The organism is Bacillus sp. 220_BSPC (assembly GCF_001054655.1).
Classification (GTDB): Bacteria; Bacillota; Bacilli; order Bacillales; family DSM-1321; genus Peribacillus; species Peribacillus frigoritolerans.
Window position 1 is genome coordinate 50,298 of sequence record NZ_JVPL01000301.1, and the last position, 18,249, is coordinate 68,546.

An 18,249-nucleotide genomic window follows, 5' to 3' on the forward strand; every position below is an offset into this window, starting at 1 on the left:
TCCCCCTCAATAATGTTAAAACCACTTTATTATAACAAATTTCGGGGAACAATATCAATCTCAATTATTAGATTTTCTGAATCGATACAGAAATCACCTTGGAAATTCATTGGTTTCCGGATGATTTTTCATTGGAAAAAATTTTACAGGATGTGCAGAAAGAATATCTTTTCTCCGTCATAGTCTGGACAAGTTGCTCATACGTTGTAATATAGCGCTTTGACATGAGCAGGGGGGGAAGTCTGGAATGGATGATCGCAGGAAAGATATCCGCAATCGTATCGCCAAGAGACGCAAGTTTAATGATAAGCCGGCAGGAAGCAGTAGTTGGACGGAGATCAACAATGAGGAACCATATGGGATTGATTCATATAACGGGTATTCCGAAAAAGACCATCCGCTCTTCAAGAAAGAATATTTTTTCTTTAAAATTCTTGCCAGTGTATGCCTGTTCCTGATTGTCGCGGTGATGTTCAAACACCCTTCTGTGCGGCTTGACCCTGCCAGGAGTTTTGTCATGGAGAACATGAACAAGGAATTTCAGTTCGCTTCAATCTCCAATTGGTACGAAAGTGCGTTTGGTAAACCAATCGCTTTTTTACCGAATGAAGCCAATACGGAAACTGTTGATTCGAATGAAGAATATGCAATGCCAGCTTCTGCGAAGATTACCCAAAACTTCGAGACGAACGGTGAGGGAATCATATTGGAAACGAGCAAAGGCTCAAAGGTCGAGGCCGTTAATGAAGGGGTAGTCATTTTTGCCGGTGAAAAGGAGGGGATCGGAAAGACGGTCGTCATTCAGCATGCCAATAAAACTGAATCTTGGTATGGGCAGCTGAAAGATATTGATGTGAAATTGTATGAGTTCGTTAAAAAGGGCAATGAAGTCGGACAGGTTACACTAAGTGAAGATGGATCCAAGGGCAGATTTTATTTAGCGATAAAAGAAAATGATGCTTTCGTCGATCCTAAAAAGGTGATTTCCTTTGAGTGAATATGGGAAGTTACTGTTTAAAATCAGGGTGCACCCGACACTGTGGTTTGTCATTGGCATTGCCATCCTCACAGCCCATTTCGTTGAAGTGATGATGCTGTTGCTTATCGTCTTCATACATGAGATGGGGCATGCCGTCTGTGCGCAGCACTTCAAATGGCGGATAAAGTCAATCCAGCTTCTTCCTTTTGGCGGGGCTGTCGAGACTGAGGAATATGGAAACAAGAGTTTGAAGGAGGATTTGACGGTGGTGCTTGCCGGTCCGCTTCAACATGTTTGGCTCATTGGCGTAGCTTTTATGCTCTATTTCTTTACCATTATCCCATATGAGCTGTACCAGCCATTTTTGTATATGAACCTTATGCTGCTGATTTTTAATCTGCTGCCAATTTGGCCCTTGGACGGGGGACGCTTGCTATTCATCGGTATTTCCCTATACTGCACCTTTTTGGAAGCGCAGAAGTATACCCTTCACTTTTCTGCAGTATTCGCTGTCCTGGCTTTTTTGACCTGGATCATACTGGATCCGCTCAATTTGAACATCTGGCTCATCATCTTTTTCATAAGTCTCTCACTCGTCATGGAATGGCGGCAGAGGTATTACGCGTTCATCCGCTTTCTTCTGCAGCGCCATTACGGGCATACGAATGATTTGGCGAAACTGAAGCCGATATCGGTGGATTCACAAGAACCGATTTATAAAGTGCTGGAACTGTTTCAACGCGGCTGTAAACACCCCGTCATCATCATGAAAAACGGGAAAGAGAGCGGCTCATTGGATGAAACGGAAATCCTTCACGCCTATTTTTCGGAGAAAATGACGAACGGGAAAATCGGCGACCTATTATATTCTTATTAAATATGTTATCCTTTCTTCAAATTGAGGAGAGGATTTTTTTTGATGAAAAAAATGATCGCGAACCTAGCTTCACGCGAAAAAAGAGTGGCCGTCCTTGAGAATGGTGTTTTACGTAAACTTGAAATCATGCCGCCTCAAAAGCGCAGTACGGTCGGTAATATATATCTTGGGAAGGTTACGAAGGTGCTGCCGGGAATGGATGCCGTCTTCATTGATTATGGTGCAGAGAAGAATGGTTTTTTACACCGTGACGAGATTCCCTCCTTCCAGCTTACAAAAAAAAGTGATGGGAAAGCATCCATCGGTCAATTTGTCCGTCAGGGAGAAAAGCTGCTAGTTCAGGTGACTCGGGATGAAACGGGAACAAAAGGAGCTAAATTGACGGGGCTGATCGAGTTTTCAACGGAGTCCCTCGTATACATACATGGAATAGATTATGTTGGTGTTTCAAAGAAATTCAAAAACGACGATCTTCAGAAGCAATGGCGGGAAACGGCCATGCTGCATAAAAATCCTGATGAGGGATTGATTGTCCGCACCTCGATGGAGAACGAAAGTGAATCGGTTTTCCTTGACAGGTTAACTGGATTGCGGGAGCTCCATAAAGGGCTTGAAGTCAAGGCTGCATCCCTAAAGGCCCCGTCCCTTCTCCATGAGAGGGACGCTTACCTTGATATGATCATTTCCGAAATGTCGGGAACGGCGACCGGGGAACTTGCCATCGATGACTTCGAGGCCTATCGCGAGTTGAAAAAGTGGATACAGGAAAACCGTAAGGAGTGGGAAATATCCCATGTATCGGGTACCAGGAATATTTTTTCCGAATGGAATGTGGAAGCGCAAGTTGAGAAAATGGCCAAGAAAATCGTTTGGCTTGATAATGGCGGATATTTAATTTTTGAAGAAACGGAAGCTTTCACCGTAATCGATGTCAATTCAGGTAAGTTCACCGGCAAGGTGGAGAAGGAAGCAACATTGTTTGCGGTTAATCAGGCTGCGGCGAAAGAGGTCGCCCGTCAACTGAGATTGAGGAATATCAGCGGAATCATCCTGATAGATTTCATCAATATGGACCAGTCCCGGCATAAGCAGGAAATCATCGAAATCGTCAAAAAGGAAGCGGTGAGGGATGAGAAGCGAATCCAGGTCATCGGTTTTACGGAACTGGGCATTTTACAAATGACGAGAAAGCGAACCTCCCCGTCTTTAAGTGAAATGACGACGGTGCCTTGCCCTGTGTGCAGTGGAAGCGGTAAAATCGAGAGCCCGGAAACGGTGGCCTTCCGGTTGGAACGTGAGCTGCTGGAACACAGGAAGACGGATGATGAAGCGGTATGGGTGGAGGTCAGTAAAGCGGTGGCGGACGTGCTGCTTGGTGAAAAGGAATCATATCGGCCGGCATTGGAGGAATTGATCGCTAAAAAGATATTCCTGTCTTTTATCCCAGGTTTGACGAATGCCTATTCCATCAAGCGATTCGGAAGCATTCAGGAAATCGGGCGGGCTTTCGAGTGAAGGGCGGGAATTGTTATAAATATATTGACAGCCTTTCCTGTTTCATGGTAGGATTTTAATGTTATGTTTGTAGCACCCATGCTACAACCGCTCAACATCAGGTTTTAAGCTTTTGCCTTTTTGGTAAAACGCCTGTGATTGGCGAGTCTGAGACATTTAAGGAGGTGCAAGTATGTACGCAATTATCGAAACTGGCGGTAAACAAATTAAAGTAGCAGCTGGCGAAGCGGTTTACATTGAAAAATTAAACGCAGAAGCAGGCGAAACTGTTACATTTGACAAAGTTTTATTCGTAGGTGGCGAAGACGTGAAAGTCGGTGCTCCACTAGTTGAAGGCGCTACTGTAACAGGTACTGTCGAAAAACAAGGCAAGCAAAAGAAAATCACTGTTTTCAAATACAAAGCGAAGAAAAACAATCGTAAAAAACAAGGTCATCGTCAACCATACACTAAAGTTGTTATCGAAGCAATCAACGCGTAAGGGCTGATTCTAGATGATCAAAGTTGTATTTGATGCTCCGCAGGAACGGATTGCTTCGTTCACCTTAAGCGGACATGCTAATTTTGCTAAAAAAGGTTCTGATATCGTTTGTGCAGGTGTATCGGCTGTTTCCTTCGGGGCAGTCAATGCCATCATGTCCTTAACGGACGTAGAGCCTGAGATTGAGCAAGGGAGAGAAGGCGGCTATCTTCGCTGCGCCATTCCGGGGAATCTTTCGCCGGAATCGGAAGAGAAGGTTCAGCTGCTTTTGAACGGAATGCTCATATCGCTGCAAACCATCGAACGTGATTATGGTAAATACATGAAAATTATCCTCAACCAATAGGAGGTGGAACAAATGTTAAGATTAGATCTTCAGTTCTTCGCTTCGAAAAAAGGAGTAGGTTCTACAAAGAACGGACGTGACTCAATCTCCAAGCGTCTTGGCGCTAAACGTGCAGATGGTCAATTCGTATCTGGTGGTTCTATCCTTTACCGTCAACGCGGAACAAAAATCTATCCTGGTGAGAACGTAGGCCGTGGTGGAGACGATACTCTATACGCTAAAGTAGACGGTGTTGTTAAATTCGAACGTTTCGGACGTGACCGTAAAAAAGTAAGCGTATATCCAGTTGCACAAGAAGCATAATTGGCATCTTTGAACAGAGGCTGACTCAAAAGGGTCTGATTCCTTCTACAAGACACTATATACCGCGTCATTTTTAATAATGGTAGGCTATATAGTGATGAAGGGGTCCGGCCCTTTATTTATACTATAGGAACGAACCAGCATTTTGCAGGAGACTTTAGTCATTAGTATAAGGAAACAACCTCTGACTTACAAAAGGCTCGCCAATAGGCGGGCTTTCTTAAACTTTCAGGGGGTAAATCCTAGATTATTCATCCATCCGATTTGGTTAAACCAAATAGACACTCCAATTCTACTATAATATCTCCAATTGGTGCATAAATAAGGCCCATTCTCTTTTTTAGTTCAAATGGCTCTACCATCGTCCAAAGAACTCAGGGTGTGCGGCTGTATTTTTTGGACGGGGGCTTTCATGTGAAGGCATGTGAATCGAGCTTCATTTCCTGTTTGTTGTTTTTTTGATATACTGTACAAATGGAAGTATTCAACATGATAGAGCTGAAAAAAGTTTCTTTATCATAATTGAAGGTGTTAATAATGGATAAAAATTGGACGACTATTGAAACTCTGCGTCAAACCAGGCATGACTGGCTGAATAAAATTCAAATCATCAAAGGGAATCTGGAGTTGAACAGAATTGATCGTGTCAAGGGCATCATTGATGAAATCATTGTTGAAACCCAGAATGAAGCACGACTTTCCAGTTTGAATTTACCCAAGTTCACCGAGATGCTATTGACGTCGAATTGGAATAATGGATCATTTTATTGCGAATATGAAATCATTGATGTTTTTGAAGGCTCAACCGAGATGGACGGGCTGATGTATCGCTGGACAAACGATTTCTTCAAGATTCTGGATAAAAACCTGGATCCGTTTTTTGAAAATATACTGGCTGTTTCTATGTGTAAAAAAGAAGAGAGCGATATGCACTGTACATTTCATATGCAAGGCAGGTTCATTGATCAATCCCCAGTGATCGAGTTTTTGGAAAGTTCATTAACGGCCGAGCAATCAATTGAAATTCTTGAATGTAATGAGGATGAAATATTTTTTAAGATGGATATTAACTTTTAGAGAAGTATACAGCAAGAATTGACTTGCAGAAAACAAGGAAGTGATAGCATGTTTGTCGATCAAACGAAAGTCTATGTAAAAGGCGGAGACGGTGGTAACGGGATAGTTGCTTATCGTCGTGAGAAATTCATACCTAAAGGCGGACCAGCTGGCGGAGATGGCGGTAATGGGGCCAATGTCGTATTTGAAGTGGAAGAGGGCTTGCGTACATTAATGGATTTCCGTTACCAACGTCACTTTAAGGCACCTCGCGGAGAACATGGCATGTCGAAAAACATGCATGGTGCGGCTGCAAAAGATATGGTCATCAAGGTTCCACCTGGCACCGTTGTCATCGATGATAAAACGAAGGAAGTCATTGCTGATTTAGTTGAGCACGGACAACGCGCCGTTATCGCCAAAGGTGGCCGCGGAGGCCGGGGAAATTCCCGTTTTGCCACGCCTGCCAATCCTGCTCCCGAAATCGCGGAGAATGGCGAACCCGGCCAAGAACGCGATATCGTCATGGAATTGAAACTGTTGGCTGATGTCGGTTTGGTTGGTTTCCCAAGTGTAGGGAAATCCACTTTGCTTTCTGTCGTATCCGCAGCAAGGCCTAAAATTGCCGAATATCATTTTACAACGATCGTACCGAACCTCGGAATGGTGGAAACGGAAGATCACCGCAGCTTCGTCATGGCCGATTTACCTGGTCTGATCGAAGGTGCTTCAGAAGGAGTGGGACTTGGACATCAATTCCTGCGCCATATTGAAAGAACGAGGGTAATCGTTCATGTAATCGATATGTCTGGTCTCGAAGGCCGGGATCCATACGAAGACTACCAAACAATCAATAAAGAATTGGAAGAGTATAACCTGCGCTTGACTGAACGTCCGCAAATCATTGTTGCAAGTAAAATGGATATGCCGGACTCAGAAGATAACTTAGCTGCTTTCAAAGAAAAGCTGGAAGAAGACTATCCTGTCTTCCCTATTTCTGCCGTGACGCGTGAAGGGATCCGTGAGCTTCTTTATGCAATCGCTGATAAAATCGAAGAGACCCCTGAGTTCCCTCTTGAACATGAAGAAGAGAATACTGGAATCCACCGGGTTCTATATAAACATACATCACAGTCGGATGAATTTAACATTGAACGCGAACCCGATGGCAGCTTTGCCGTATCAGGATTCAAGATCGAGCGTCTATTCAAAATGACTGACTTCACCCGTGAAGAGTCCATACGTCGTTTCGCCAGACAGCTTCGTTCATTCGGAGTCGACGAAGGCCTTCGCCAAAAAGGTGCGACAAATGGCGATATCGTCCGTATCCTTGAATATGAATTTGAATTTGTTGATTGATTGGAGACCATGATGGCAGGCAAAAGGAGGCGTGCGGAGTTTGAATAAGTCCGATCAGAAATTTTTCCTCGTTCGAGAGGATGTTCTTCCCGAAGCGATGAAAAAAACGCTGGATGCAAAAGAAATGATTGAACGGGGAAAAGCGGAATCAGTTTGGGAAGCGGTACAGCGAGTGGACCTAAGCAGGAGTGCTTTTTACAAATACCGTGACACGGTTTTTCCGTTTCATACAGTTGTTAAGGAAAAGCTGATTACACTGTTCTTCTATCTTGAAGATCGTTCTGGTACTCTATCGGAGCTTTTACGGCTCGTCGCCTCATCCGGTTGCAACATCATGACCATCCACCAAACGATTCCTTTACAGGGACGTGCAAATGTCACCTTATCCCTGAATACGGGTGGGATGACGATGGATATTAATGAACTGCTCACTAAACTGCGTAAAATGGAGTTCGTCGAAAAAGTCGAAATCATTGGTAACGGCGCATGATAACAGCCTGTACATTACACATGTACAGGCTGTCAGTTTGTAGATAAAAGGTTTCCCGAACCTTTTCCAACTGATACTGAACAAAAAAGTTTGCCTATTCGTTTCATGCGGTGCAGACCGTAATGGATTTATGTTGGGGACGATAGTAGCTCCGCGAAATAATCCGGAAGCCTTCATTAAGATGCAATAGTAAATCCGTTCAAACAGGTCGGTATCTTTAAAGCGTGGCTCATAATTTTAGCGAACGTTGAGAAGCAAGGCATTTATCATGGAAACCGTAACCTAAAGACCAACGGGCTACCGGACCGCCCGCGGAAAGCGAGTCCTGGAGCGGAAATCAACGTCAACGTTTAAAAACCTAAAGCAGCCTGAATACAAACTCATTTATTATCGGGTTTGTCTTCAGGCTGTTTTCATTTGTAAGAGGAAATTAACGATTAACTATTGTAAAAAATCAGAAAATGGCATAACATAAACAATAGATTTTCCGTGAAAAGGAGTTTATAATATGACAGCAAAAATTGCATTTCTTGGACCAAAAGCAACGTTCACGGATTTAGCTGTATCGCGACTATTTCCTAATGATATAAAAATACCGATGAACACGATTCCGGACTGCCTTGATGCTGTTCGGGACGGGGAAGTGAATCACGCACTCGTGCCGATCGAGAATGCTTTGGAGGGTTCGGTAAATATAACGATGGATTACTTAGTTCATGAAGTCACATTGCCGATGAAGGGCGAAGTGACGATTCCAATCCAACAGCATTATATGGTGCATCCGGATCATGCATACCCTGGTTTCAAACCTGACATGGTTTATTCGCATTCCCATGCCATCGCTCAATGCCGCAAATTTCTACATAATGAGCTAAGGGGCATTCCATATGAGTATGTCACATCCACAGCAGCCGCTGCTAAGATGGTGATGGAGAATCCCGATATCAATATTGCTGCCATTGCAAATGATATGGCTGCAGAGGAGTACGGTTTGACGATTGCCAAACAAAATATTCACGATTATGAACATAATCACACCAAGTTTATCGTCGTATCCAACAGTGAAGTCGACTATGAAGGGCATTTGATCGTTGAAGGGGATAAGAAAACGACCTTGATGATTCAGCTGCCTGCCGACCACTCAGGGCAGCTGCACCAAGTGCTTTCCGCTTTTTCCTGGAGGAAACTTAACCTTTCCAAGATTGAATCAAGACCCATGAAAACTGGATTAGGCAATTACTTTTTCATCATCGACATAGAAATGTCCCTTGACGATGTCCTGATCCCAGGAGCGATCTCTGAGCTCGAGGCCTTAGGTTGTACGGTATCGATCATGGGAAGCTATACATGCTTTAAAGTCCAAACTGGTGTACCGCAACGATAATTCATCATTTGTGAGATTTTTTTTCAAAATGATGAATGGTACATACGCAGCTAAGTTTTATCCAATGAATAGGAAGATGCCCCGGAAATTTTCCCGGGGCATTTTTTAGTGAGGTATTCGTTAAGCTTTTTGTATGCCGCTTGCGTACAAGTTCCTAAAAGGGTTGGCTGTCATTTTATGAAATATATATAGATAGGCAGCAGGATTCTGGAAGCAAAACAAACACAGATTGTGCAAAAAGCAAATACAATAAGTAAATCTCGGTAGGCCACATGTGGAACAAATAAATACATATTTTGGAAACCAATTCAGTAGATGCGCCTTTTTAATCAAAAATGCAGAGAGAGGGTGGTGGTCAGCAGAGATGGATAATCAATTCAAAGAAACTTTCGGTTCGTGGACCCAAGCGATAGGAACCGTCATTTCAGCTATTGCTGGTACACCATCCAATGTCTTGGACGAAGAATTTCGTAAGAACTTGGATTTGATTGGAAATGAACTTCAAGCAACAGGAAATGCCTTATTGGCCGACGCGGAAGAAACCTGGTCTCTAGATAAATTCGGGAATATAATACAGGCGATCGGGAATTCGACTGTTATCTTAGGTTTAGTCATTGATTTTGATGAAATAACGAAACAGGAATTAATCATCAAAGGCAATCTGATCCAAGCGTTGGGCGGAGGAACCGCTTTGGCGGGGGCATACGAAAATCCGGATGAACCGGAACAGGCCTTCAATGCTACGGGAAATTTGTTGCAGGCGATTGGGAATTCGATGCAAGCGATGGGTGGAATTGCCGAACTTAAAAATAGCATTCTAGAAAAAGACCAAGATAAGGATCAAGAACAAGAAGAACAAGATAAGGAGCAGGAACAGCAAAAATATCAATATCCTTATTTGGAAGAGAAGCAATCTGATGCAGAATTAATCCAAGTGATGGGGGGCTGGGTTCAGGCGGTCGGTTCCGTCATTAGCCTTATTGGGCAGTTGAGAAGTAACGAAGATGAAAACTCCGGCGATGGAAGCTCAAATGAAAGCAATTCCAATGATGAGTGAGCATGAGGGCCCATAAAAAAATCCTCAAAAGCCCTATCTTTTGAGGATTTTTCGTTCATTCAATCGACTAAAATGCCGGCATCCCTCAAAGCGCTCTCCGCTTCGTCGAGCAGTTCTTCAGATGATGCGCTCAGTGTATGGAGATGGATGCCGCTCGTTAGTTCCGATAAAAACGATGCATTCGTTGCCGTCACCCTTGACAGGAATTGCTGGACCTCTTTCCGGCTGCTGACCATGATGGAAGCGGTCAGGTCGCCGTATACGGGGTGCTCGATTTTGACATCTTTCACCGTGATGCCGATATCCACTAGTAAATATAGTTCTTCTTGGGTCCGGGAAGGATCGTGCTGGCAAGCGATGATCCTTTCCGGCTTCTGCGTGCTCCCCGTTTGTAGGTACAGATAGCCTTGGCTTGTGGCAATGATAGGTTCATTCCGCGCTTTCAGGAGGGTTATGTCACCAACGATAACCTGCCGGCTTACATTCGTTATCTGCGAAAGCTCGCTGCCCGTTACAGGCTCCGTGCTTGTTTGCAATAAATGTAAGAGTTTCGTCCGTCTTTCTTCCCCAAGTAATTTCTTTCTTTCCATAAACATTCACCTCTTTAATTACAAACATTCTAACACAGATTGGAGGGTTTTATCGAATGGAAGCTATTCCTTCGATGCAGTCCGCCAACTTGTGAATGTCGTCGGCCGTCGTGTTTTTGCCAAAGGAAAAGCGGACGAATTGATGGGCTTCATCTTCGCTTTTTCCAATGGCCATCATCGTTTTTGAAGGATCCTGTTTACCGATTTGACAGGCGCTTCCCGTCGAAACGGCAAATCCTTTCTGGTTTAATTCCAGCATGATGTACTGTCCTTGCAATCCAGCGAAGGTCAGCGCCAGTATGTGAGGCAATTGCTCGTATTTTGCTTCGATGATTTGAAAATCGATTTTCCTTTCCGTCAGCCGTTGAATCAATTGCGTCCTAAGTGCTGAAATCCGTTTTCGTTCATCTTCCATGATGTCGCCCAATTTCTTAGCAGCGGTCACGAAGGAGGCTATCCCGGGGACGTCCACTGTTCCTGGTCTGAAACCATATTCATGAGTGATGTTCGGTACCGAAGCCTTCAACTGATGGATGGCCGGGAAAATGACGGCCCCAGTCCCTTTTGGACCATAAACTTTATGACTGGAAACGGATAGTCCATCACATGAGGCGGCTATCTTGCCAAGCGGTAATTTAGCAAATGATTGGACGCAATCCACATGAAAAAAAGCCTGGTGTTTTCGAACGATTTCACTTATTTGCTCAATGGGTTGAATGACCCCGATTTCCGAATTCACATGTTGGACAATGACCAAGCATGTTCTCTCCGACATGCATTCCTGCAGATGTTCAATATCAACACGGCCATCTTCCAAATGCCGTAAATAAGTAACCTCGAAGCCATCATGTTCAAGCTTTTCGACGAAATTGGCAAGAGATGCATGTTCAGTCCGGCTTACAATCAAGTGGTTCTGCCAGGATGGTTTCGAAGCGATGAATGTATCTATCGCAAGCATGTTGCTTTCTGATCCGCCGCTCGTAAAGATGATTCCTTCCTTTTTTATGTTCAGCATTTCTGCGAGTTGCTGCCGTGACATATCCAATAAACGTGCCGCTTCAGAGCCAATATCATGCAAACTGCTCGCATTCCCGAAAAACTTCCGGGATGCTTGGCTGAATACTTCGAGAGCCTCCTCGTCAATCGGTGTTGTAGCGGCGTAATCCAAATAAATCAAGAAATCACTTCCATCCTTTAATCTTAAAAAACTCTTGATAATAGTTTAATAATATGTAAATATAGTTGTCAAGACACCTGTCATAAACAGGAGGAATGAAATAATGGTAAAAGCGGAAATCATCGTGATAGGCAGCGGGATTGCTGCCTTGAAAACGGCATTGGAAGCAAGTGAGCATAAGCATGTGATACTCATCACAAAATCAAATATCCGTCATGGTAATTCATATTTAGCTCAGGGCGGGATTGCTGCTGCAATATCTGATCGTGACAGAGTATCCTTACATAAAAAAGATACGCTGGCGGCTGGTCAGAGATATAACAAAGTGAAGGCAGTGGAAAAACTCGTCGAAGAGGCACCTTCGGTTATAGCTGAACTTATAGAATCGGGTATGCAATTTGACCATGATCATGACGGAACTCTATTGCTTGGCATGGAGGGCGCCCACAGTGAACGAAGAATCCTCCATAGTCACGGTGATGCTACCGGAAAGTACATCATGGAACATCTTATAGGCTGCTTGAAAAAATCATCGATTACTGTGATGGAGGATGTTACTGCAGTGGAGTTGATCATCGGGAAAGATGATTCTTGCATAGGCGTCAAAGCACTTGATAAGGCAGGGGAACTCGTAACCTATCATGCTGAACAGACGGTTTTGGCAACAGGCGGCTGTGGCTCCCTATACCATTTCACTTCAAATTCACAAATGGTTTCAGGTGATGGAATCGCACTTGCATTCAAGGCTGGTGCAAAAGTTCGTGACATGGAATTCATACAGTTCCATCCGACCCTGCTTTTTGTAAATGGCAAAGCGAAAGGTCTGGTTTCAGAAGCGGTTCGCGGGGATGGTGCGAGATTAGTGACGGAAACGGGAAAGCCAATCATGGAGGATGTCCATAGCTTGAAGGATCTAGCACCAAGGCATATTGTTGCACAGACGATCTTTTCTTATATACAGCGCGGTGAAAAGGTATTTTTGGATATTTCGATGATCAAGGATTTTAAAAATCGTTTTCCGACAGTGACCTCATTATGTGAAAAAAGCGGGCTGGACCTTGAATTGGGGAAAATTCCGGTTGCACCTGGAAACCATTTTCTAATGGGAGGGATTGAAGTGGATGAATCGGGGCAAACCTCAGTACCCTCTTTGTATGCAGTTGGTGAAGTGGCATGCACTGGTGTACATGGTGCAAACCGATTGGCAAGCAACTCGCTTCTCGAAGGACTGGTTTTTGGAAATACGCTAGGCCGTTTCCTTGCTAAAGTGCCATCAAGGTCAATACCGCAAGAAAAAGAGCAGTCCAAGTGTTCCAGCCAAATTTCCTTTTTACCTGATTTCACGACATTGCAGGAAAAATTAATGAACGAAGCGGGAATCGTCCGAAATGAAGCGGGTTTAACTCGACTGAAGGATTATCTTGAGACATTTAATATCGAAAAATTGCTGCAAATGGAAGTGACGGCATTACCGATACAGGAAATAACGAAAATCAATGCCATCATCGTGGCGTGGCTGATTGCCGAATCCGCATTGACCAGGACGGAAAGCAGGGGCGGTCATTTCCGCAGTGACTATCCAAGCGAAGATGACACCCAATGGCTTGATAATTCGGTTATCCTTGCCTGCACGGATGTGAAAAACCGAGTGAAGGGGAGACAACTATATGAATATATTGAAGCTTAAGCAGATGCTGCAACAATTTTTAATGGAAGATATAGGGGAATGCGATGTAACGAGCGATACGATTTTTGACCAAGGTGAACAAGGAACCTTGACATTCATCGCAAAAGAAGGCGGGGTCTTTAGTGGAGGGGACGTCATCCAGACGGGATTTGCATTGTTGGATGAGCAAATCGAGGTTTGCGTTTTTGTTAAAGATGGAGAAGTTTTTGAAGAAGGACAGCAGCTTGCAAAAATGACCGGCGATATGGCCTCTCTTTTAAAAGGGGAACGGGTCGTTTTGAATTTAGTGCAGCGTATGTCCGGAATTGCGACACAGGCTCATAAAGCTGCCATGATATTAGCGGGGACGAAGACGAGAGCGTGTGATACGAGGAAAACTACACCAGGCCTGCGGATGCTTGAAAAATATGCGGTCCGCTCAGGCGGGGCATTCAATCACCGTTATGGTTTATATGATGCAGTCATGATAAAGGACAACCATATTTCTTTCGCTGGGTCCATAACGAAAGCGGTACAAACGGTAAAATCCAAACTGGGACATACCACTAAAGTGGAAGTGGAAACGGAATCACCACAACAGGTGCTTGAAGCAGTGGAAGCCGGTGCAGATATCATCATGTTCGATAACCGTAGCCCCGAAGAAATCAAGCAACTGATTAAATTGGTTCCCGCCCACATCATTACTGAAGCTTCTGGAGGAATCCATTTAGACAATCTAGCCTCATATCGGGAAACAGGGGTAGATTATATTTCGTTGGGCAGCTTGACGCACAGTGTCAGGGCACTTGATATCAGCGCAAAGGTCAAAGAACGTGAGGGGATATTGAAATGAATATATTGGAGATGGCTAAGACAGCAGGAAATACATTGCCTGAAAAGTATAAAACGATGACAAAGGAAGAGATGGAGAATCGGGTCCATGACATCAAGAAGCGACTCGGGAACCGTCTTTATATCCCAGGCCATCATTATCAACGGGAGGAAGTCATTCAATTTTCGGATTCAACGGGGGATTCACTTCAATTGGCCCAGCTTTCCGCGCAAAATCGAGAAGCGGATTATATCGTGTTTTGCGGCGTGCATTTCATGGCGGAAACAGCCGATATTTTGACCGAAGAAGGGCAGACGGTTATCCTTCCTGATATGCGTGCAGGCTGCTCCATGGCGGATATGGCGGATATTGAACAAACGGAACGGGCGTGGATAAAGCTTCAGGATTTATTTGGCGATACGATCCTTCCGCTAACTTATGTTAATTCCACCGCGGCCATCAAAGCTTTTGTAGGGAAAAATGGCGGGGCGACGGTGACATCCTCCAATGCACAAGGGATGGTCTCGTGGGCCCTCGCGCAAAAAGAAAGAATCCTTTTTCTTCCCGATCAGCATCTGGGGAGGAATACAGCCTTTGACCTTGGAATCCCATTGAATGAAATGGCCGTTTGGGATCCGCATAAAGATGAATTGATCTATGAAGGGGAACTCGAAGATCTGAAGGTACTTCTTTGGAAAGGACATTGTTCAGTCCATGAAAATTTCACTACGGCTAATATTGAAACGCTTAGAGCAGAGCAGCCTGAAATGAATATCATCGTTCATCCCGAATGCCGCCGTGAGGTAGTCGCCCTGTCAGATTATGCAGGTTCGACATCGTACATCATAAAAATGATCGAAAGCGCAGAACCGGGCAGTTCCTGGGCAATCGGCACGGAAATGAACCTTGTCAAGCGACTTATCGCCAATAATCCTGACAAGAACATCATCTCGTTAAATCCGAATATGTGTCCATGCCTAACAATGAACCGGATTGATCTGCCTCACCTGCTATGGGCGCTTGAATCCATTGAAGAAGGTATAATCATCAATCCGATAAAAGTGGAGAAGAGCATTGCTGATAATGCCATCCTGGCTTTAAACAGAATGCTTGAACGCGTTTGAGTTAGTGCAAAAGACTTTGAATCATAAGAGAAAGAGGGGTAAGACACCCGTTCAGTTAGCTGACCTAATGAGGATTGAATGGTTTATCCCGAATACAATTTTATCAAGGGATTATTGCCGTGATTTTAAAACAAGACCGAGTAATCCACGTGTATTTTTACTGTTTTAGCTGAAACTCACAAGATGGAAGGAAATTGCGACACACCTGCCGAATAACGGGCTAGCCGAGACCCCACAGCCGCTTGCTTTGAGGCGGCTTGGCAGACAGTCGTCGGTAAGGGGAAATCGACTATAATTGTTACCATAAAAAAGTAGACAAACTCGCTTTTCTTCGAATTTGTCTTCAGTCGGGAAAGGGGGACAAGCTCCCCCTTTTTTTATGTTTTGAAACAAGTAAGAACTTTTAAAGGTTATTCGCTTTAAAAGTATTGCCTTCATTCATATCACCGGATTTAATTCCTTTATTGAACCACCGTTTTCTCTGTTCGGATGTACCGTGCGTGAAGCTGTCCGGAACCACGTACCCCTGTGCCTTTTTTTGGATACGGTCATCTCCCACACCACTTGCTGCATTCAAGGCTTCCTCAAGATCGCCTTCTTCAAGCAAATTCTCTCCTTGGACATGATGTGCCCAAACTCCCGCCAAATAATCGGCCTGTAATTCAAGACGGACAGAATGCCTATTATATTCAGTCTCGCTGACCTTTGACCGATCTGGCATTTCCTTTTCCGTTGTCCCTAAAAGTGTCTGAACATGATGTCCGACCTCGTGGGCAATGACATAGGCCATGGCGAAATCCCCGGGTGCCTGGAATTCTTGCTTCAACTCTTGATAAAAGCTGAGATCAATATATAGTTTCATGTCACCAGGACAATAAAATGGCCCTACCGAAGAAGCTGCCATCCCGCATGCCGATTCGACACTACCTGAATACAGGACAAGGGTAGGTTCCCTATATTCCAGTCCATTTTCACGGAATTCCTCTGTCCAGACCTGCTCCGTTTCTGCAAGGACGACAGATACGAACTGCGCAAGCTCCTTCTCTTCATCCGTTTCGACATAAGAGCTGCCATTGTTCGATTCAGTAGAATCCAAACTGCCCAGCAATTCGCTTGGATTACCGCCAAGGAGCGTCACGATCAAGACAATTATCAATCCGACCCCTCCGCCGATTCCGGCCATGCTTTTTCCGCTCATCCCTCTTTTGTCCTCGACGTTCGAGCTGCCCTGTCTACCTTTCCATTTCATTATTATTCCCCCCAGGAATGTAAGATAAGTACCTGAAGACAAAGCCTTAGGCCATTTACTTTCTTATACCCGGATTTCCCTGAATTTAGACAGAAGCTTGAAAGAAGCATTTCAGAACATGATGTCTTCCTAACTAAAAAACCATTGCCTCCTCTCTTAGAATGAACGCAATGGGATTTCCTTTTTTAACATGTCATATCATTTATTTCTTCTCCAAAAAAGTAGCTTCCATGTCCCTAAAATCATTGAACCAATCATAAAAGTCATTTTTCACGCATAAGTTTTCATGATAAAAATAATAGCATTTCACCCACTGCTTCATAGAATATATGGACATATGCACAGGAGGGGTTAACAGCGTGAAAATTCATATAGTCCAAAAAGGCGATACACTTTGGAAACTCGCCAAAAAATACGGCGTCAGTTTTGAAGAACTTAAAAAAGTTAACACGCAATTGAGCAACCCGGACATGATGATGCCCGGAATGAAAATTAAAATTCCAGGGACATCCGGAGCTGTAATAAAAGAAACGGGTAAACCAAACGTGAATATTCAGCCGGGAATGAAAGAATCCCAAATTCTACCGTATCAGGCTCAGCCAGCACCTATGAAAGAGCAGCAAATTATGCAAAAACCGGCAGTAAAAGAACAACCGAAATTTCAACAACCGGTAAAAGAACAGCCGAAATTTCAACAACCGGTAAAAGAACAGCCAAAATTTCAACAGCCCGTAAAAGAGCAACCGAAATTTCAACAGCCTGTAAAAGAGCAACCAATCGTTCAAAAACCAAAAAAAGAGCAGCAAATCATTCAGCCAAAGCCTATCATTAAAGAAAAGGAAAAAGTCGTTCCAAAAGAAATGCCGGTGCCGATGCCGGTAATTCCAGAAATCGATGTCAATAATTATTATATGGTCAACATGACCAATATGAGTGTGCAAAAGCCTCCTGCACCACCGCCTTTACCAAAGAAAAAAGAAGAGCCTGCAGTCACTAAAAAGAAGAAGAAAAAGCCAGCTGTACAGTCAGCTCAGGATGAGCCGGTGGATGATTGTATTCCAGTAACGCCAATCTTGCCTGGAAGCGGCTATTGCATTCAACCGCCACCGTGGGCGCAGATGCACATGCAAGGCATGCAAGCCCCATACCAAGGCGTTCAAGGGTATCAGGCGGCTCCGGAAATGCATGGTTATCAAATGATGGAAGAGAGCTCTGATATTTGGGGAGAATCTCCTGACATGCCAATGATGGATCAAGGATTTGTCCAAGGGGCGAGCATGAATGCACCAAGCCAGCAATATTATCCATATCAAGCCTCCGCACCGGTTCCGCACCATTATTATGGAGGGATGAATCAACAACCCCAAGCAGGTTCATATATGCAACAAGATTATGAGTCATCAGGCGAATCACCTTCCTATAATCAAAACTTCCCTCAGTTTTCACAGACTGCCGGTGAGGAAGAGGAAGATTGCGGCTGTAATAAGGGGCTGCTTGGAACTTATGGACCGGAAGTGAAGGGACAGTATCAAGGGAACCAAGGGATGGATGCCAATGCACATCACCATCCGGATTATCACCAATATCAATCCGTTCAATCACAGCAACAGGCCCCATCCCCTGGGATGTCACCTAAAGAATCTCAGATGGGAATGGATATGCAATATCCATTTGATGATGAGTCAGTAGAATCGGAAGCATTCATGATGATGGACGGCCAAAACGGAGGTCAGCCACCAGGCATGATGATGGGCGGTCAAAACG

Annotated in this window: 18 protein-coding genes and 1 other annotated feature; of the genes, 15 read left to right on the top strand and 3 right to left on the bottom strand. The window is 44.2% G+C overall.

Annotated features, from left to right (window positions below; all coding sequences use genetic code 11):
* Window positions 1-247: 247 nt before the first annotated feature.
* The 11 genes from ADA55_RS25405 (at window position 248) to ADA55_RS25455 (ending at window position 9,847) form a co-directional block, all read left to right on the top strand.
* Window positions 248-997: a M23 family metallopeptidase gene (locus tag ADA55_RS25405; protein WP_048688943.1), complete on the top strand. Its 750-nt coding sequence runs from the start codon at window positions 248-250 to the stop codon at window positions 995-997.
* On the top strand, window positions 990-1,856 hold the full coding sequence (locus ADA55_RS25410; protein ID WP_048688946.1) for a M50 family metallopeptidase: 867 nt from the start codon (window positions 990-992) through the stop codon (window positions 1,854-1,856). The genes ADA55_RS25405 and ADA55_RS25410 overlap by 8 nt, the downstream gene beginning before the upstream one ends.
* A gap of 42 nt (window positions 1,857-1,898) precedes the next feature.
* Window positions 1,899-3,371 carry an Rne/Rng family ribonuclease gene (locus ADA55_RS25415; protein WP_161922303.1) on the top strand — a complete coding sequence of 491 codons (1,473 nt, stop codon included), beginning with the start codon at window positions 1,899-1,901 and terminating at the stop codon, window positions 3,369-3,371.
* 75 nt (window positions 3,372-3,446) lie between these two features.
* Window positions 3,447-3,530, top strand: a sequence feature (ribosomal protein L21 leader region).
* A 13-nt stretch (window positions 3,531-3,543) separates the two neighbouring features.
* Entirely contained in the window at window positions 3,544-3,852 is a 309-nt protein-coding gene (gene rplU, locus ADA55_RS25420; RefSeq protein ID WP_034308849.1) for a 50S ribosomal protein L21, read from the top strand.
* A 13-nt stretch (window positions 3,853-3,865) separates the two neighbouring features.
* A complete protein-coding gene (locus ADA55_RS25425) occupies window positions 3,866-4,198 on the top strand; it encodes a ribosomal-processing cysteine protease Prp (RefSeq protein ID WP_048688952.1) in 333 nt (110 codons plus the stop codon).
* A 12-nt stretch (window positions 4,199-4,210) separates the two neighbouring features.
* Window positions 4,211-4,501: a 50S ribosomal protein L27 gene (gene rpmA / locus ADA55_RS25430; protein ID WP_048688955.1), complete on the top strand. Its 291-nt coding sequence runs from the start codon at window positions 4,211-4,213 to the stop codon at window positions 4,499-4,501.
* A gap of 537 nt (window positions 4,502-5,038) precedes the next feature.
* A complete protein-coding gene (locus tag ADA55_RS25435) occupies window positions 5,039-5,578 on the top strand; it encodes a Spo0B domain-containing protein (RefSeq protein ID WP_048688958.1) in 540 nt (179 codons plus the stop codon).
* A gap of 48 nt (window positions 5,579-5,626) precedes the next feature.
* Window positions 5,627-6,916 carry a GTPase ObgE gene (obgE, locus tag ADA55_RS25440; RefSeq protein WP_048688961.1) on the top strand — a complete coding sequence of 430 codons (1,290 nt, stop codon included), beginning with the start codon at window positions 5,627-5,629 and terminating at the stop codon, window positions 6,914-6,916.
* A gap of 40 nt (window positions 6,917-6,956) precedes the next feature.
* Window positions 6,957-7,406 carry an ACT domain-containing protein gene (locus ADA55_RS25445; RefSeq protein WP_034308837.1) on the top strand — a complete coding sequence of 150 codons (450 nt, stop codon included), beginning with the start codon at window positions 6,957-6,959 and terminating at the stop codon, window positions 7,404-7,406.
* A gap of 508 nt (window positions 7,407-7,914) precedes the next feature.
* A complete protein-coding gene (gene pheA / locus ADA55_RS25450; protein ID WP_048688964.1) occupies window positions 7,915-8,790 on the top strand; it encodes a prephenate dehydratase in 876 nt (291 codons plus the stop codon).
* 364 nt (window positions 8,791-9,154) lie between these two features.
* A complete protein-coding gene (locus ADA55_RS25455) occupies window positions 9,155-9,847 on the top strand; it encodes a DUF6944 family repetitive protein (RefSeq protein WP_048688967.1) in 693 nt (230 codons plus the stop codon).
* Between the two features lie 59 nt (window positions 9,848-9,906).
* Here ADA55_RS25455 and ADA55_RS25460 read toward each other — a convergent pair whose 3' ends face one another.
* Both ADA55_RS25460 and ADA55_RS25465 read right to left on the bottom strand, forming a co-directional pair.
* Entirely contained in the window at window positions 9,907-10,437 is a 531-nt protein-coding gene (locus ADA55_RS25460) for a transcription repressor NadR (protein ID WP_048688970.1), read from the bottom strand.
* A gap of 49 nt (window positions 10,438-10,486) precedes the next feature.
* A complete protein-coding gene (locus ADA55_RS25465) occupies window positions 10,487-11,614 on the bottom strand; it encodes an IscS subfamily cysteine desulfurase (protein ID WP_048688972.1) in 1,128 nt (375 codons plus the stop codon).
* A 103-nt stretch (window positions 11,615-11,717) separates the two neighbouring features.
* On the opposite strand from ADA55_RS25465, the gene nadB reads away from it, so the two are divergent.
* The 3 genes from nadB to nadA are packed head-to-tail and all read left to right on the top strand — an operon-like array spanning window position 11,718 to window position 15,236.
* Window positions 11,718-13,301 carry an L-aspartate oxidase gene (gene nadB / locus ADA55_RS25470; RefSeq protein WP_048688974.1) on the top strand — a complete coding sequence of 528 codons (1,584 nt, stop codon included), beginning with the start codon at window positions 11,718-11,720 and terminating at the stop codon, window positions 13,299-13,301.
* Window positions 13,282-14,133 carry a carboxylating nicotinate-nucleotide diphosphorylase gene (gene nadC, locus ADA55_RS25475; protein WP_048688978.1) on the top strand — a complete coding sequence of 284 codons (852 nt, stop codon included), beginning with the start codon at window positions 13,282-13,284 and terminating at the stop codon, window positions 14,131-14,133. Before nadB ends, nadC begins: the two co-directional genes overlap by 20 nt.
* Window positions 14,130-15,236: a quinolinate synthase NadA gene (nadA, locus tag ADA55_RS25480; protein ID WP_048688980.1), complete on the top strand. Its 1,107-nt coding sequence runs from the start codon at window positions 14,130-14,132 to the stop codon at window positions 15,234-15,236. The genes nadC and nadA overlap by 4 nt, the downstream gene beginning before the upstream one ends.
* Before the next feature lie 403 nt (window positions 15,237-15,639).
* Here nadA and ADA55_RS25485 read toward each other — a convergent pair whose 3' ends face one another.
* Window positions 15,640-16,485: a neutral zinc metallopeptidase gene (locus ADA55_RS25485; protein ID WP_048688982.1), complete on the bottom strand. Its 846-nt coding sequence runs from the start codon at window positions 16,483-16,485 to the stop codon at window positions 15,640-15,642.
* Between the two features lie 359 nt (window positions 16,486-16,844).
* Between ADA55_RS25485 and safA the strand changes: the two genes are divergently transcribed.
* A partial coding sequence (safA, locus tag ADA55_RS25490; RefSeq protein WP_048688986.1) for a SafA/ExsA family spore coat assembly protein occupies window positions 16,845-18,249 on the top strand: 1,405 nt, incomplete at its 3' end.

Bases quoted from the DNA above. Each gene is read 5' to 3' on its own strand.
- ADA55_RS25405 (WP_048688943.1), top strand. From the start codon at position 248: ATGGATGATCGCAGGAAAGATATCCGCAATCGTATCGCCAAGAGACGC.
- ADA55_RS25415 (WP_161922303.1), top strand. From the start codon at position 1,899: ATGAAAAAAATGATCGCGAACCTAGCTTCACGCGAAAAAAGAGTGGCC.
- rplU (WP_034308849.1), top strand. From the start codon at position 3,544: ATGTACGCAATTATCGAAACTGGCGGTAAACAAATTAAAGTAGCAGCT.
- ADA55_RS25425 (WP_048688952.1), top strand. From the start codon at position 3,866: ATGATCAAAGTTGTATTTGATGCTCCGCAGGAACGGATTGCTTCGTTC.
- rpmA (WP_048688955.1), top strand. From the start codon at position 4,211: ATGTTAAGATTAGATCTTCAGTTCTTCGCTTCGAAAAAAGGAGTAGGT.
- ADA55_RS25435 (WP_048688958.1), top strand. From the start codon at position 5,039: ATGGATAAAAATTGGACGACTATTGAAACTCTGCGTCAAACCAGGCAT.
- obgE (WP_048688961.1), top strand. From the start codon at position 5,627: ATGTTTGTCGATCAAACGAAAGTCTATGTAAAAGGCGGAGACGGTGGT.
- pheA (WP_048688964.1), top strand. From the start codon at position 7,915: ATGACAGCAAAAATTGCATTTCTTGGACCAAAAGCAACGTTCACGGAT.
- ADA55_RS25455 (WP_048688967.1), top strand. From the start codon at position 9,155: ATGGATAATCAATTCAAAGAAACTTTCGGTTCGTGGACCCAAGCGATA.
- ADA55_RS25460 (WP_048688970.1), bottom strand. From the start codon at position 10,437: ATGGAAAGAAAGAAATTACTTGGGGAAGAAAGACGGACGAAACTCTTA.
- nadB (WP_048688974.1), top strand. From the start codon at position 11,718: ATGGTAAAAGCGGAAATCATCGTGATAGGCAGCGGGATTGCTGCCTTG.
- nadC (WP_048688978.1), top strand. From the start codon at position 13,282: ATGAATATATTGAAGCTTAAGCAGATGCTGCAACAATTTTTAATGGAA.
- nadA (WP_048688980.1), top strand. From the start codon at position 14,130: ATGAATATATTGGAGATGGCTAAGACAGCAGGAAATACATTGCCTGAA.
- ADA55_RS25485 (WP_048688982.1), bottom strand. From the start codon at position 16,485: ATGAAATGGAAAGGTAGACAGGGCAGCTCGAACGTCGAGGACAAAAGA.